The 16,190-nt window shown below is 36.5% G+C and carries 17 protein-coding genes, 1 rRNA gene and 1 riboswitch; of the genes, 12 read left to right on the plus strand and 6 right to left on the minus strand.

Going from position 1 to position 16,190, the window contains the following annotated elements; all coding sequences use genetic code 11:
* Positions 1 to 24: 24 nt before the first annotated feature.
* The gene (locus B9T33_RS12155) at positions 25 to 1,269 is read right to left on the minus strand and encodes a D-amino acid dehydrogenase (RefSeq protein ID WP_086179163.1); all 1,245 of its coding nucleotides are present in this window, start codon (positions 1,267 to 1,269) and stop codon (positions 25 to 27) included.
* Positions 1,270 to 1,398: 129 nt separating this feature from the next.
* Positions 1,399 to 1,489, minus strand: a riboswitch (glycine riboswitch).
* 213 nt (positions 1,490 to 1,702) lie between these two features.
* Here B9T33_RS12155 and B9T33_RS16595 point away from each other — a divergent pair.
* The gene (locus tag B9T33_RS16595) at positions 1,703 to 2,473 is read left to right on the plus strand and encodes a hypothetical protein (protein ID WP_086179164.1); all 771 of its coding nucleotides are present in this window, start codon (positions 1,703 to 1,705) and stop codon (positions 2,471 to 2,473) included.
* Between the two features lie 181 nt (positions 2,474 to 2,654).
* The gene (locus B9T33_RS12165) at positions 2,655 to 3,185 is read left to right on the plus strand and encodes a hypothetical protein (protein ID WP_086179165.1); all 531 of its coding nucleotides are present in this window, start codon (positions 2,655 to 2,657) and stop codon (positions 3,183 to 3,185) included.
* A 135-nt stretch (positions 3,186 to 3,320) separates the two neighbouring features.
* Here the strand turns inward: B9T33_RS12165 and B9T33_RS12170 are convergent, their stop codons facing one another.
* The 3 genes from B9T33_RS12170 to prmB form a co-directional block, all read right to left on the minus strand.
* The gene (locus tag B9T33_RS12170; RefSeq protein ID WP_086179166.1) at positions 3,321 to 3,836 is read right to left on the minus strand and encodes a GNAT family N-acetyltransferase; all 516 of its coding nucleotides are present in this window, start codon (positions 3,834 to 3,836) and stop codon (positions 3,321 to 3,323) included.
* Between the two features lie 105 nt (positions 3,837 to 3,941).
* Positions 3,942 to 5,036, minus strand: coding sequence for a chorismate synthase (gene aroC, locus B9T33_RS12175; RefSeq protein WP_086179167.1), 1,095 nt, complete (start codon positions 5,034 to 5,036; stop codon positions 3,942 to 3,944).
* A 13-nt stretch (positions 5,037 to 5,049) separates the two neighbouring features.
* Entirely contained in the window at positions 5,050 to 6,060 is a 1,011-nt protein-coding gene (gene prmB / locus B9T33_RS12180; RefSeq protein ID WP_086179168.1) for a 50S ribosomal protein L3 N(5)-glutamine methyltransferase, read from the minus strand.
* Between the two features lie 334 nt (positions 6,061 to 6,394).
* Between prmB and B9T33_RS12185 the strand changes: the two genes are divergently transcribed.
* The 10 genes from B9T33_RS12185 (at position 6,395) to B9T33_RS12230 (ending at position 15,243) form a co-directional block, all read left to right on the plus strand.
* Complete coding sequence (locus B9T33_RS12185; protein ID WP_086179169.1) at positions 6,395 to 6,700, plus strand: hypothetical protein; 306 nt, start codon at positions 6,395 to 6,397, stop codon at positions 6,698 to 6,700.
* Positions 6,701 to 6,856: 156 nt separating this feature from the next.
* A complete protein-coding gene (locus B9T33_RS12190) occupies positions 6,857 to 8,230 on the plus strand; it encodes an ABC1 kinase family protein (RefSeq protein WP_086179170.1) in 1,374 nt (457 codons plus the stop codon).
* A gap of 241 nt (positions 8,231 to 8,471) precedes the next feature.
* A complete protein-coding gene (locus B9T33_RS12195) occupies positions 8,472 to 9,758 on the plus strand; it encodes an acyl-CoA dehydrogenase family protein (RefSeq protein ID WP_171263636.1) in 1,287 nt (428 codons plus the stop codon).
* Between the two features lie 29 nt (positions 9,759 to 9,787).
* Positions 9,788 to 10,987, plus strand: coding sequence for an acyl-CoA dehydrogenase family protein (locus tag B9T33_RS12200; protein WP_086179172.1), 1,200 nt, complete (start codon positions 9,788 to 9,790; stop codon positions 10,985 to 10,987).
* A gap of 92 nt (positions 10,988 to 11,079) precedes the next feature.
* Positions 11,080 to 11,565: a GNAT family N-acetyltransferase gene (locus tag B9T33_RS12205; RefSeq protein ID WP_086179173.1), complete on the plus strand. Its 486-nt coding sequence runs from the start codon at positions 11,080 to 11,082 to the stop codon at positions 11,563 to 11,565.
* Positions 11,566 to 11,896: 331 nt separating this feature from the next.
* Positions 11,897 to 12,406 carry a lytic transglycosylase domain-containing protein gene (locus tag B9T33_RS12210; RefSeq protein ID WP_228145822.1) on the plus strand — a complete coding sequence of 170 codons (510 nt, stop codon included), beginning with the start codon at positions 11,897 to 11,899 and terminating at the stop codon, positions 12,404 to 12,406.
* A 482-nt stretch (positions 12,407 to 12,888) separates the two neighbouring features.
* The gene (locus tag B9T33_RS12215) at positions 12,889 to 13,248 is read left to right on the plus strand and encodes a hypothetical protein (protein ID WP_086179175.1); all 360 of its coding nucleotides are present in this window, start codon (positions 12,889 to 12,891) and stop codon (positions 13,246 to 13,248) included.
* A gap of 51 nt (positions 13,249 to 13,299) precedes the next feature.
* A complete protein-coding gene (locus B9T33_RS12220) occupies positions 13,300 to 14,256 on the plus strand; it encodes a hypothetical protein (protein ID WP_086179176.1) in 957 nt (318 codons plus the stop codon).
* A 9-nt stretch (positions 14,257 to 14,265) separates the two neighbouring features.
* The gene (locus B9T33_RS12225) at positions 14,266 to 14,802 is read left to right on the plus strand and encodes a GTP-binding protein (RefSeq protein WP_086179177.1); all 537 of its coding nucleotides are present in this window, start codon (positions 14,266 to 14,268) and stop codon (positions 14,800 to 14,802) included.
* A 12-nt stretch (positions 14,803 to 14,814) separates the two neighbouring features.
* Entirely contained in the window at positions 14,815 to 15,243 is a 429-nt protein-coding gene (locus tag B9T33_RS12230) for a roadblock/LC7 domain-containing protein (protein WP_086179178.1), read from the plus strand.
* Between the two features lie 14 nt (positions 15,244 to 15,257).
* Here B9T33_RS12230 and B9T33_RS12235 read toward each other — a convergent pair whose 3' ends face one another.
* Both B9T33_RS12235 and rrf read right to left on the minus strand, forming a co-directional pair.
* Positions 15,258 to 15,698, minus strand: a complete 441-nt coding sequence (locus B9T33_RS12235) for a hypothetical protein (protein ID WP_086179179.1) — start codon at positions 15,696 to 15,698, stop codon at positions 15,258 to 15,260.
* A gap of 407 nt (positions 15,699 to 16,105) precedes the next feature.
* A 5S ribosomal RNA gene (gene rrf / locus B9T33_RS12240) occupies positions 16,106 to 16,190 on the minus strand; the annotation flags it as partial.

Genomic DNA, 16,190 nt, shown 5'->3' on the forward strand with positions numbered 1-16,190 from the left:
GGCTTTTTAGTTTAAACATTGCGACTAAATAGGATGCGATGCTAAGACTTTCTGGCTAATAATCGCCGCTGTTGCAGCAGATAAAGTCCAGCCTAAATGTCCATGACCGGTATTATAGAAAATGTGATTGCGCTTGCCTGCATCCACCACAGGCATCATATTTGGCATCATTGGACGTAATCCGGCCCAAGGTACAACATGCTCTGTCGATAAATTAAAATTTCGATTCGACCAATCAATTAAGGGCTGAATGCGATCTGCTCGGATATCACGATTGTATCCATTAAACTCTGCTGTTCCAGCAACTCGAAGTCTATCTATACCCAGTCTTGACGTTACAATTTTTGCACTTTCATCCAATAGACTCACCCAAGGTGCATTGGTCTGACTTTGTTCATCATTTAAATTAATCGTAATTGAATAGCCTTTCACAGGATATACATTAACACGATCGCCAAGCTTATTGGCCAATTCATAACTCCCCACACCACCACAGACCACGACAGCATCTGCTTTGAGTACATCTATTTCAGACCTTAAAATATCCATATTTTCAGTGCTTGGCTTTAAATGAATATTCACACCATCAGTATGATGCTCAAAATCAGTGACTTCAAAACCCCAAAGATAATTTACATCATAGCGTTCAGTTGCTTTGGCAAGCTGTGTGGTGAACTTATGAATATCACCGGTTGCATCACCTGGGCAATAAAAGCCGCCGTAATACTCACCCGTTAAACTTGGTTCAATTTGACGAATTTCAGACAAGCTCACAGGATGCCGCTCTAGGCCACCTTCACACAACATGGTATTGACCTGTGTAGCAACATCATAATCATGTTGGTTATGAAAGAAGTGTAAGATTCCGCGTTTTTCCAAATCGAATTGCAGCTGTTCATTTTCCGCAATTTCAAATAAACGTTGCCGAGCCATTAAAGCCAATTTAACGGTTTCATGGGTATTTTCACGATAATTTTTTATATGACCCATAAACTCAAATAGCCATGAGTATTTATGAATATTAAAACTAGGATTAAGCAACAAAGGTGCTGACTTTTGTGACATCCACTTTATGCCTTTAAGCACTGTGGCTTTTTGATTCCAAACTTCTGCATTACATGCTGAAAGTTGCCCGCCATTGGCAAATGAAGTTTCCATGGCTGGATATAAGTGTTTATCTACGACAGTAACTCGATAGCCCAACAGGCCTAATTCATAGGCTGTCGTTACCCCTGTAATTCCTGCACCAATCACTACAATATGACACATATAGGCTCCTTGGAATCATTATTCCTAGATTCGCCCCATCTGTCATTGGTACCTGAGAGCTTTGGTTAATGGTAAATATTAACCTTCCCCTTCGGTGAGTAAGTCCAGCTTACTTCTCTCCAGATTTTCATAATGATTACAGTCCTTTTGCCTGAGAGTTTCCTGGGGGAACTTGCTCCTTCGGCGAGCACATCGCGTGCTTCTCTCCTGCAACCATCGCTATTATTTTTAATCGGCGCTGAATATCTTTTGTGCCTTAATTGATATGAGCAATTTTTATACCAAAATACAAGTGCTTCTTGGGTCAATATTGTTAGCATTTATGCTCTACATTATTTCAATTCCCAATTTCACTATAAAAAACAGTCTAAATGATTGATACAATTCAATATCAGTTAGAATGACAACTCGGTACAGGGTTGATTGACACAATATGGACAAACTTGCCCAATTTGCGGATTTTGCTGAAATCATTGCCACGCATTCGATTGAAGAATTAACGCAGACTGATTTGCTATTGATAGATGCAGAAAAAACGCTACAAAGTTTTTATGCACCATTTGAACACATCAATCTAGATGCAAAGCTAGTCATTGTTGGAATTTGTCCAGGCCAACAACAATGGATAAATGCTTTAGTTGCAGCAAAAGCTAGCATTCAGCAAGGGTTATCCCAAAATCTAATCCTTAATAATGCCAAAACAAGTGGTGCATTTAGCGGTCCTATTCGTAAAAATTTGACCCAGTTATTAGACTATGTTGGCTTACAGCACCATTTAGGCATCACCACCACACAACAACTTTTTACTGAACATCAAGAAATGGTGCAAATGTGCTCCGCGTTACAGCAATGTATTTTGGTCAAAGGCAAAAATTATGCAGGTTCAACGCCTGCGATGCTAAAAAATGATTTTCTGAAACAGCATATACATCACTACTTTATCCCCATGGTTCAACAACTACCAAACGCCCTTTATATCCCCCTTGGTAAAGGTGTAGATGAAGTCCTAAATTACCTTGAACATTTAGGTTATTTAAACGCTCATCAAATTTTAGATGGATTTCCCCATCCTTCAGGAGCAAATGCAGAACGCATCAAATATTTTTTAGGTGAAAAACCGCGCGAGCTGCTTTCAAAACAAACTAATCCAGATCAGATTGACCAAGCCAAAGCTAAGATTTTAGAGAAATTAAAAAACCTTTAAATCTTCAGGTTATATCTATTGAATCAGCTATTAAATTAATTAAATATCAAAATGTTAGTAAAACACGCATTTTCAATAAAACTAGAAAAGTGTGATGTGTTTTACTTTTTTAACTCAATGTGTGATTATGCGTCGAAAATAAATACTGATTTATAACAATAAATGTTCAATGGGAAATAATATGAAATCTTTTCTAGGATTAAGCATCATCACAATCTTGCTGACTGGATGTATCACTGTGCATACAGGGAAACCTGCTGCAACGAAGGAAATAAAATTAAAAGGCGCAAATATCGTTGAAAATACCAAAACAACGAACCGTATTGTTACTCGAGGACAGCTGATATGCGAAGCAGGACAAAGCTGCCCTGAACTTTCAATCGATTGGCAGCCCACTCGTGGAGAATATGCGCTTTCACTGCATCTATATGACCAAAAGCAATTAGAAATGAATGAATTTACTTTTATTGTCGATGGTAAAATTTATTCTTATAGCGTTATTGGGCAAACGGATTATCGCCAGTTAGAGAAATCAAATATTGTTGATTCTTCAAATACTGTGATGGTTCCTGATCGTCTTTTAAAGAACTTCAAAAATGCCAAAAATATTGCGGTCGTGATGTCGACCAATCAAGGTGATATTACCCACTATATGTATAAAAACAATGTAAAATCTGATGCTTATCGTCTATTTTTACGCGCATATACCTAAAAGTAAGTTGACGAATAATGTTCTTATTAGTTTTCCAATTTTAATTGGTTAACGACAAAATTACATGTTCTGCAAACTGTTAAATTTGCAGAACATTGAAAAATTTACTCAATTTGATCTATCCGATATTTACGATCAATGGATATTTTTAACCAAACGAATCAATTCAAGTTGAGTCAAAGGTTCACCAAAACCTTGCCCAACAGGATAATTTTCAGGTTGTTGAATGTTTTGATAACCACAGCGCTGATAAAACTGGATCAACTCCAAACGCACATCAATCACATACATACCAAATTGAGTAAGATTTGGTTTTAAAACGATTGCCTGTTTTTCGGCATACTCCAATAATTGTCGTCCCAATCCACCACCTTGCCATGCGGGATCTATCGCAAATGTACCGATGTCACACGTATTCCCTGTGAATTCAGCACCAATACACCCCACGATCTGTTCTGCATTATTTAACATCACAAACAGTTGAAAATTGTCCGTATTTATTAAATGAAGTAATTGCTGCTGATTTATTCGTTGTCCATCAACAATACCATGTTCAGTCGTCCAACTTTGAACATGTTGCCCACGGTAGGCATGATTTATCAATCTTTCTAAGTTTTCTATGTCATTTGCTTTTGCTAGTCGTATTTGCATTCTATTTCTTCTATATTTTCTTCAGTGTAAAAAAGACCAGACATGTGTCTGGTCTTTTAGAAAGGTGCTATTTTTGCTAACCCTTGGCAAAGGAATTAAGTCGAATTACTTCGGCTCAATCGGTGCAAATGGTGCAACCACTTCGGCATTTTGTGCACGGTTACGCATGAAGTGATCCATCAACACAATCGCAAGCATTGCTTCTGCAATCGGTGTCGCACGCACACCCACACATGGGTCATGGCGACCTTTAGTCAATACATCCGTATCTTCACGGTTTATATTGATTGTTTTACCTGGTGTCGTGATTGACGCTGTAGGTTTTAATGCAATCGCCACACGAATGTCTTGACCGCTTGAAATACCACCTAAAATACCACCTGCATGATTTGCTAAGAAACCATCAGTTGTCAGCTCATCACGGGTTTCATGACCAAACTGTTCAGCTACACCAAAACCATCGCCAATTTCAACGCCTTTGACTGCATTAATCGACATCATTGCATGTGCAATATCTGCATCTAAGCGATCAAATACTGGCTCGCCCCAACCCACTGGGACTTTAGAAGCAATAATTTCAAGTTTTGCACCACAGCTTGTACCTTGCTCACGTAGTGAAGTGACTAGCGCTTCAAAACGTGACACAGCATCGGCATCACCACAGAAGAATGGATTATTTGGAACTTCATTCCAATCCAATTTTTCCGCTTTTTCAGTCCCGATTTGTGTCACATGGCCACGAATTTCAATCCCAAATTTTTCAAGAAGAAATTTCTTCGCAATTGCACCCGCAGCAACACGCATCGCTGTTTCACGAGCGCTTGAACGACCGCCACCACGATAGTCACGGAAACCATACTTTTGCGTATAAGTATAATCAGCATGACCTGGACGGAAAGTCTGTGCAATATTGCCATAATCTTTAGACTTTTGATCTGTATTACGGATCAAAAGACCAATCGAAGTACCTGTGGTTTTACCCTCAAATACGCCTGAAAAAATTTCAACTTCATCAGGTTCTTTACGCTGAGTTGCAAACTTCGATGTCCCTGGCTTACGACGGTCTAAGTCTTTTTGCAAATCTGCTTCAGACAGTTCAATACCCGGTGGAACCCCATCCACGATGGCCATAAGACCAACGCCATGAGATTCACCACAAGTCGTTACACGGAAGAGTTGCCCTATACTATTACCTGCCATGTCAAACGACTCCTTATGCTTGAACAGATTGAATAAATAAATCGCGGTATTCGCGGCACTGTGCAGCGGTTAAAGCAAAGATACCTGTGCCACCTTTTTGGAACTGCAACCAGTAGAAATCAACTGTGTTGAAGTTTTGACGCATAGCCCATTCAGAGTTACCCACTTCAATCACGATTAAACCATCTTCAGTCAGGTAATCTGCAGCTTGTGCGAGCATTTTACGAACAAGGTCTAAACCGTCTTGACCCGCAGCCAATGCCATTTCTGGCTCATGGTGGAATTCATCAGGTAAATCCGCCATGTCTTCAGCATCAACATATGGTGGATTTGAAACGATTAAATCATATTGATTTTCAGCAGGGATTTTTGCGAATAAATCAGACTCAAGTAATGCCACTTGATATTGTTTATTGTGGTGTTCGCAGTTAATTTGCGCCACTTCAAGAGCATCTTTAGATAAATCTGTCGCATCCACTTCTGAATCTGGGAAAGCATAAGCCAAAGCAATTGCAATACAACCAGAACCCGTACACATATCTAAAATACGTTGTGGTGTTTTGGGACTTGGATTTTCAGGCAAGTTATTGACTGCTGCACCCATTTCACCATTTTCACCTAAACAATAAGGTGCAAAACGATTTTCAATAAGTTCTGCAATTGGTGAACGTGGAATTAGCACACGCTCATCAACATAAAATGGCTTACCAAAGAAATAAGAGAGATTTAATAAATAAGAAGTCGGCACTTTTTCATTAATACGACGTTCTAATAATGCTAAAAATTCTGCTGCTTCACTTGGCAAAACTTTCGCATCTAAAATTTCTGCATCAGCATTCCAGTCTAATGACAGTGTTTGTAACACCAAAGCTGAACTTTCTGCAAAATAGTCTTCTGTACCTTGACCTAAGTGGGCATCATATTGACGTAAAGCTGTTACCCCAAAACGGATATAATCTCGAATTGTTGTTAAATTTTCAGCTGCTTCCTGTAAATGTTCAGGGCTAATAGTCGGTCGATCCACTTAAGGCGTCTCCAGTTCATAATTTTTAAAACGCCCTATGATACCTTGTTTTAAGCGCATTTATAATATTTATAAGCCTTTATTCACTTTCACTATGACATTCATTGATGATTCATTTGCAAGAGATCTGGCAACGGGAACATTCCATTAGAAATTATTGTTCAATTTTTTCAATGTAGCTCCTATGGTGAACGGTATTCTAGTTTTCAAATACTTTTTACAAGGGTAAAACTGATTAAAGCTCAATTGTTTATGATTTTTTACTTGATCAATGTCTTTTATTTCATAAAATTACCCTCATACATTTTAGTAGATTTAACACTGCGGAGCTCCAATGAGCTACAAGCACAACAACCTAATGGCAATGCGTCAAAGCTATTGGGATGATACACAGTCACAGAAAGTCAAATTAGAGAAACAGTATTTTCAGCAATTGTTGGTAGAACATAATGTTTTTCCAAATGCTACTTTAGAAAATGCGCGTACCCTATTTTTTAGCTTACCAAGCATCATTATTGTAAAAGGTTATGCTTTGGGCTTTACCAATGAGTCGGTACAAAAGTTAATTCACCAACATATCGAATCCCACAAAGCCGCGTTGATGCAAAATGACACGGTTAAAATCAAATTCAGGCTTTAAATATATGCCATTTTGTCGAATTAATGTACTGATTACTTAGGTTTGCATATAGTTACTACATATTCAGTAAGTTGAACTATTTTAATACGTTAAGAAACGCTAAAATTGGATACAATATATTTTTCTGCGAATAGCTGATTACAGGATTTATTTTACATGTCAGATCAGAACGATAAGCTTAAACAGTTAAAAACTTCCTCTATGGATCGTCGCTTATCTATCGCTAAGGCATCCTTACTTGCTGGTACTCGCTGGGCAGCATCAAACGCAACCTCTATTTTCTCAAATGAAGAAGAAAAAGAGAGAAAGCGCAAAAAAGCCATGAAAGACCAAGCCGAGTACTTAGTCGCAGAAATTGGAAAACTTAAAGGCTCAATTGTTAAAATTGGTCAAATGATGGCGCTTTATGGTGAACACTTTCTCCCTGAAGAAATTACTCAAGCCCTCAACACACTGAACAACCAAACCGTTGCCCTTGCATGGCCTGCCATTAAAGTTCAATTACAAAACCAATTGGGTTCTAAACTCGATGACCTTGTGATTGATCATGAACCTCTAGGTACTGCATCTTTGGCACAAGTCCATCGTGCAAAACGTAAATCTGATGGTTTGGAACTGGTTTTAAAAATTCAATATCCGGGTGTCGCTGATGCGATAGACTCCGATATGAATTTGTTTAAAAACATGCTGAAATTAACTCGCATGGTGCCGCAAACCCGTGAATTTGATCAGTGGTTTGATGAAGTGCGTGAAATGATGCACCGTGAAGTGAACTATAAAATTGAAGCTGAAACCACACGTCGTTTCGGCGCTCGTTTAAAAGAAGATCCACGTTATATCGTTCCTCAAATTATTGATGGCTATTCAACCAATCAAGTGTTGTGTATGACCTTTGAGCGCGGTGTGCCCATTAACAGCCCTGTGATGCTGTCTTTACCACAAGATCGTCGTAATGCCTTAGGTGAAGCTTCACTTGAAATTGCAGTACGTGAAATTTTTGAATGGGGTGAAATGCAAACTGACCCGAATTTTGGTAATTACTTAGTTCGTTTAGGAAATGGTACTGACGTTTTGGATAAAATTGTACTGTTAGACTTCGGTGCTATTCGTCAATTTGATGAACATTTACTCGGAGTTGCACGGCATTTAATTACAGCGGGTTATAACCACAGTTCAGAGCAAATGGTTCAAGCCATGACTGGTTATGAGTTCTTTGACGGTATTCCGCAAAGCATCAAACCCGACATGGCAAAAGTATTTTTACTCGCTACCGAAGCATTTAGTAGCTTAGATAATAATCCTGAAATTCCTGCTGGTGTAATGGATGAGCAACATCGTTATGATTGGAAAAAGAGCCAATTACATAGCCGTGTGATGCAACAAGCCTCTAAGTCGATGGCATCTCGCTATTTCTCCGTTCCACCCAAAGAATTTATGTTTATTAGCCGTAAATTTATCGGGGCTTATACATTTATGACGGTCATTGAAGCCAAAACCAATGTTCGTCGTATGATTCAAAAATATCTATAAATCTTATATTCAGCTCAACTCGACTTGATTGGTAATATGTCAATCAAGTCAATTTTAAACTTACACACCACTCCTCATCTTTAACAAAGTTTATATTTATCAATTATTTAATTCATTAAAATATTTTAATTTACCGTTTATCTTTGACAATCATCCATGTCACTTATGACATGGTTTTTCATGAGCATGCATGTCAGCATAAAAAAAGCATTATGCACATGGAAAACAAAAAATGACGAATATGGTAAATAAAGCCCAAGGACTTGGACTCTCACTACTCACTAAACTTGCGGGAAGTGATGTACTGGACCAATTTAAACTCCGTAAATTTGTTGAAAAATCCTTATATCAAAGTTCGAAAGCGGGTTTTAAAACCTTAAGTCACACACAAAAAGCCTTTAAAAAAAATAATGACCTGCATAAGCAACGTTTACCAAATCAACAAAAATCATTGTTCGATTTAAATTTGACAGAAGAACAGCAAATGACTGCTGATGCGATGCAGCAATTTGCTGCAGAAGTCTTATATCCACTGGCACATCAGGCCGACCAAGATGAAAAGTTTCCACCGCAATTATGGAAACATATACAAGATTTAGGACTGAATTATTATGCTTTACCTGAAGATTTAGGCGGTGTTGCGGCAGAAAAAAATATTGTCAGTAACATCCTGATCGCTGAACATTTAGCTGCAGGTGATTTCAGTCTGACCGCTGGGTTACTCTCGACCTTTAGTTGTATTAATGCAATCACACAATGGGGTTCAGAATCGGTTCAATCCACCTACCTTCCCGTCTTTGCTGAAGACTCAGAGATTATTGCAACATTTGCAGTGCAAGAAAATACACCCGCATTTAATCCTTACCAATTAAAAACCCGTGCAGTAGCCGATGGCTCAAACTATAAAATTACCGGTGAAAAAACCATAGTGCTCTTAGGTGAACATGCAGATGTATTGTTGGTTACAGCAATGCTCAACGGACAACCTGAAGTGTTCGTGGTGAATCGTGACGAAACGATCCGTTCCAAAAAATCGCCTGCCATGGGTCTAAAAGCGACTGAGACCGTGACCTTAAAGTTTGAGCAAACCGCTGCGCAGCGTCTAGGAGATGATGATTTTGATTATTCTGCGTTCATCGACCTAGGTAATTTGATGTGGTGCGCCATGGCCGTTGGAACTGCCACAGCCCTCAAAAAATATTGTATCCAATATGCCAATGAACGAACTGCTTTTGGTGAACCTATTTCACATCGTCAAAGTGTAGCTTTTATGATTGCCGATATGGCAATTGAAATCGATGCTATGCATATGCTTATTCTAAACGCTGCAAGCCTTGCAGAATCAGGGAAATCATTTCATCGTGAAGCATATTTAGCTCGCATATTATGTGCTGAAAAAGCTATGAAAATTGGAACGGATGGCGTACAAATTTTGGGCGGTCATGGTTTCACCAAAGAACATCCTGTAGAGCGTTGGTATCGTGATCTACGTGCGACAGCAATTATACATTCTGGCCTGCATGCCTAAATCACATAACAAAAATAAAGGATCTCGCGATGAACTTACAAAATCCAAAAAAGTTTAAATTATTAATCGATCAAGCTCATGAAGTGGCTTTAAATGTACTGCGTCCAATATCTCGTAAATACGATAAAGCTGAACATGCCTATCCCAAAGAACTCGATATGTTGGCCTCGGTAGTCGATGGCATGAACGAAGGTGGCGATGGCATGAATGCAGGTGCAGCAGTCAACAAACGCGGCGATGTCGATACGGGTAATAAAAATGGCATCAATATGTCTACTGCCCTAAGCATAATTGAAATGTGTTATGGCGATACTGGACTGTTACTGAGTATGCCACGACAAGGCTTAGGAAACTCTGCCATAGCTGCAGTTGCAAATGATGAACAGCTTGAACGTTTTAATGGCACATGGGCAGCGATGGCGATCACCGAACCAAATTGCGGTTCAGACTCTGCAGCGATACGTACGACAGCAACACAAGACGGAGATGATTACATTTTAAATGGTGAAAAAATTTTTGTAACTTCAGGTGAACGTGCGGATGCTATCGTTGTTTGGGCTACCCTAGATAAAAAATTGGTCCGCGCTGCTATTAAATCATTTGTGGTTGAAAAAGGCACGCCAGGCATGACTGTTGAACGCCTTGAACATAAACTTGGCATTAAGGCATCAGATACAGCCGCGATTAGTTTTGTAGATTGCCGTGTACCCGCAACAAATTTATTGGGCAATGCTGAAATAGATGTAGCAAAAGGCTTTGCTGGTGTTATGGAAACCTTTGATAATACCCGCCCTCTCGTTGCTGCTATGGCTATTGGATGTGCTAAAGCATCACTAGAGAGGATCAAAGAAATATTTAAAGATGAGTTAGATGAGCATTACATAACTCCATCTCTACAATGTTCCAATATTGCAGCACAAATATATCGCATGGAAGCAGACTGGGAGGCAGCTCGTTTACTCATGCTAAAAGCAGCATGGATGGCGGACAATAAAAAGCCTAACTCCCGTGAAGCATCAATTGCCAAAGCCAAGGCAGGACGTGTTGGAAATGACATTACGCTAAAGTGTGTTGAGCTCGCAGCAGCTGTAGGATATAACGAAGATGAATTACTGGAAAAATGGGCGCGAGATTCAAAAATTTTAGATATTTTTGAAGGTACTCAACAAATACAACAACTCATTATCGCACGACGTGAATTAGGTAAAAGCTCGAGTGAATTAAAATAAATGCCCGTTTAATTCAGCGATTATTTATATTGAGATGGATTTCTACCTATTAAAGGTATATAAACAATCCATCTCAATATTCTATATTTATCATGTTCTTCATCCGCCAAATTCAAGAAAAAGATAATTCAGCTATTGCAGCAATAATTCGTAAAGTTTCTCAAGAATTTGGCTTAGCTGCTGAGTCAGGTTTTGCTGTCGCAGATCCGATCTTAGATAATCTAAGTCAAGTCTATGCAAATCAAAACTCACACTATTGGGTAATTGAAGATGAAAATGGTCAGATTTTCGGTGGCGGTGGAATATCACCTTTAAAGGGTGATGCAACACTACTAGAAATACAAAAAATGTATTTTTTACCTGAACTACGCGGGCATGGCTTTGCACAAAAAATATTAGAACAATGTTTTACATTTGCAAAAACACAGCAATTTCAAGCCTGCTATTTAGAAACTACGCAATCTTTATGGCAAGCTGTTAAATTATATGAGAAATTAGGCTTTGAACACCTAGTAAGCCCTAGAGGCAATACAGGACACAGCCAAGCATGTGAAATTTGGATGCTTAAAAGGCTTTAAATTATCAATTTGCATTGCGAATAAATTACTTTAATTTCCTTAATGAACCAAACTAATTTCAATCTACAATTCCATACTAGAGGAACAGTTTTATTCAAAAATTGTTCCTCTTATATTATTAATTCTATATTAAATGCCGATATCGCATAATTTATAAGCAAATTTTACAATTTCACCATAAGGATATATTACAGTCAAACTTGACGTGAAAATGAAGACTTAATAATATCGGTTCAATTTATGCATTTGATGGTTTTTTATTTTGTTTAAGCACGTTCAATTCAATAATAATATGACTCAGATCTTGTCAAAAAAACGCTTAATTAATTTCATGAGCATTTTTGTCACTACAACAATACTTGCAGGCTGCTCTTCACTGGGTGGAGGTTCTGTATCTAAACGTGCTTCAAAATTATCAACGGGTATTCAAAAAGCCTATGCTGTTCATCCCGATACAGCAAATCGTGTTTCACCCTATATTATTCAATCAGCAGATCAATATGAATTAGATCCATTATTAATCGCTGCTGTTATTCGCCAAGAATCAACTTTTAGACCAACAGTAGTCTCACCTGCTGGTGCAGTCGGCTTAACTCAAGTCATGCCTCGCTACTGGCAAGCCACTTGTCCTGGTGATTTGTCTGACGAATTAACCAATATTAACTGTGGATCTTTTATTTTGACCAAATATAAGAATTCATCTGGAAGTATGCCTAAAGCACTTGCTTATTATAATGTTGGTCCAACTGCTTACAATTCAAATCGACAAATGAAGAAACAAGGTAAACGTTATGCAAAGCAAGTTGAGGAGCATCAAAAAAATCTAAAAAATGCCTTGTAAGCTGACAACAGTTCAGTCCTATTTTTAGTAGGATTGAACTTTTAAAAGTAAAACACATTTAATTCTATTTATTTGTTTTATATCACATTATTAAAAATAATTAAATATTATATGTTACTTTTAAATGAATATTAAACGAACAAACAGAATTCTTGTTTAATACCCTTTTTATATAAGACCATATTTTTAATATATTAAAAATATAAAATAATACATTAAACCTATTAATAAAAAAATTATAAAAAACAATGCACTTAAATATGATTTATTTTCTTGATTAGAAAAAATAGTTTAAACATTCTACACAATAAGGCCAATCTAAAATTTTAAAAAATTTATTCATATTTTTTTACTTTATTTATTCTTAACAATAATCAACCACCTAATATTTATCAGTATTGTTTATTCAATGGATTTAGCTAATATCTTACACATCAGTAAAAATAAATTACTGACTAATATATAAATTATTGGGGTTAATAATGGCTAAATTATCTTTAAATGGATTAACTGAAATTGACGGTTTTGTTGCTGCTGCATTGGTTGATAGTGATAGTGGTTTAGCTTTGGCTACACAAGGTAATAACGAAGTCGACTTAGAGTTAGCTGCTGCTGGTAATACCGAAGTTGTTCGTTCAAAGCGGAAAGTTGCTAAAGCATTGAATCTTAATGATTCAATTGAAGACATTTTAATTACTTTAGGTAAACAATATCACTTAATTCGCCCACTCGATTCAAATGAAGATTTATTCTTATATCTAGTGTTAGACCGTAGTAAATCAAATCTTGCTATGGCACGCCATGAACTTAAACGTTTTGAAAAAGAATTAGATTTTTCTTAATACAAAACTGGGTTATTTCATTTGAAATAGCCCGTTTTCACGGACTTCATCATGAATAACACACTATATATTTCTGTCTTTGGCTTAAATCTAAATGTTATCAATGAAATTAAATCTATTATTTCAAAAAAACTATCCGAATTTTTTACAATAAATTGGACACATATCGCTGATTCAAAATTACAAGTACTATTAATCAATGAGGACTTTATTGATTTGCCCAATATCACTAAAATTAAACATGATGATTTAATCATATTGAAGCTAAAAAAAAATGAATTAAATGCTAATGAAATTAAGCAAGATACTCTTTTTTTACCCTTAACAAATACAAATCATTTTGAAGATTGGTTAGAACATAATGTATTACTACGTTTCAGCAATACCCAGCAAGTTCGTACACTCTCACAACCCATTACAGATGTTGATTACAAATTAAGTCATCTACAAATTGCTGACACCTTTTCTCAAATAGAAAATCACCAACGACTTCTCCTTGTATTAGATAATAAGCCCATTGCGTTAATTGATAACCTCAGCAATGAATTTTGGGTAAAACAAAATATTCAAATCATGCAAAAATCCGAACTTTCACTCATACCAGCCGATATCAATAGTGTTGTCAGTTTTAAATACAGTTCGAAATCATGCAATCTACAACAAGGATTATGGCAGTTTGTCTGGGATTATGTTGGATATGAAACCCCTGTATTTACAAAGCACTATAAACTTCTTCATTGGCCACAACCTATAAATTGTGTTGAACGTAAATCTTTACTCAAAATATCCGCATTTTTTATGGAAGGTAGCTCAACACAATATATCTCTGAACAAATGCATTTAAACCATAATTTTATTAATCGTTATCTATTTGCTTGTCACAGTGCAAATATCATTATTGAAATACCAGCTATGGCAACCGTCTTCCATAGCCAACAAAATGCGATTGAAGCATCTAAGCCATTACAGAATTTTTTCCGTAGTCTTAGAAAAAAACTAGGAATTTGAAAATTTAATATGATTTTACAGCAATTCAAAATCGTCTTTGCCGGAACCATGGGTGCTGGAAAAACAACCGCTATACAAAGTATTTCTGATATTCCAGTGCTCAACACAGAGGCACTCAATACTGATCTACACGCACATCAAAAAATGCTGACTACAGTTGGGATTGATTATGGTGAGCTCACATTAACAGATGGAACTAAACTCGGGCTATACGGGACACCTGGCCAAGAGCGATTTAACTTTATATGGAATACAATTTGCCAAGGTGCAATTGGTACAATTATTTTGATTGATCATACACATGACAATCCTATTCAACAACTGAATGACTATTTAAAATATTTTTCTGAAAGCAATGAAAATATTATTATTGCGATCACTCATTTAGATAGTACACAGCATCAATCAACTAAACTGTATAAAGATTGGCAAGATCAACAACAATTACATCATCCAATTTTTTATATTGATGCGAGAAAAAAAACTGACATTCTTTTTATTCTTGAAGCTCTCATTACTAAAGCAGAAGTTCAACTTGCTATTTAAGGTTAAAATATTATGAGTTTATCTAGACATATGACTCGCTCAGCACCACAACAGCTTATTGAGCATGCACATAATCTGATGAAAGACTTAATTATGGATGTTTCTGGTATTGAATATACCATGCTTTGTTCAACAGATGGCTTTGAACTGACGTCGATACAAAAGAAGAATATCGAAAATTCGGGTAAGCTCGCAGCTGTGAGTAGTTCAATATTAGCGATGATACAAGCATTTACGAAAGAAATTAATTTAGTGGGTTGTCAAACTATTACCTTAGATGCTGAAAATGGAAAAGCCTTACTAACTGCGATATCCCATCCTCAACATCCTATGATATTAGTTATCTTAACATCACAAAATGTGTTATTAGGACAATTGTTATATGCTTTAAGAAAAGCAAGTGAAGAACTTAGCCAATATCAAATGCTAAGCACATCATAAAAATCTGAGAGTATTTATTTCATAGATTGACGCATTTTTTCTTCATCAAAATATTGAGCAAAAGAAGAAATTCTCTTTTCAACTGCAGGATTTTGCATTAAGTTTTCTGCTGCACGATTACCTAATAACTCGAATGCTTTACCTAAAGCATTCGTGCCCTCATTTTCAGTTACCGCTTTAATTTCTGCATTACACCGCGTAGTAAAAAGATCCTGAAATAATACAGCCATGTTTTTATCAATTTTTTGCATTTCTGCATCTGTCACTTTGCTATATTTAGAAATTGCAGGATGTGATGAAAAAGCTAAATAGATCCAAGTTGTTAAATTCTGATTTTCTTCTGCAGAAATTTTATTTACGAGGCATTCGCTTAATTTATCTTGATATTCTCCAGCAGTAACACCAAATGAACTTAATGCAACAAGACTTGTAATAAGTATTTTTTTGAATGACATTTATAATAGCCTTATGAATAAAATTATATATTTCCATTTTATTATATTTGTATAAAATCTACATTAGCAATTTTTCTTAATTTTTTATTAGTATTCAATAATTAATTTTATTCAATATCTAGAAATCAATTTTTTTACCAAATCTATTCGATATTATATCCATTACCTTCTTTTAACCTACCCTTTTATAGCAATCTCATACCGTTTCTTAAATGGCTTTTTAATCTGACACAACAAGAGTGCTGATAATTTTTTTCTACTCATTTTTACTTTATTTCTAATTTACTTTATTTCTAATAAAAACTCAGGATTTATTATATCTCCCAGCCACTTAAAATCCTCTCATAAATTTCCCACATAAAAAAACACCCCCTGACTCTTTGAATCAGGGGGTGTTTAGAATAATGAGCTGGCGATGACTTACTCTCACATGGGTAACCCCACACTACCATCAGCGCTAAGAGGTTTCACTTCTGAGTTCGGGAAGGGATC

This window comes from Acinetobacter sp. ANC 5054 (genome assembly GCF_002135295.1).
Lineage (GTDB): Bacteria > Pseudomonadota > Gammaproteobacteria > Pseudomonadales > Moraxellaceae > Acinetobacter.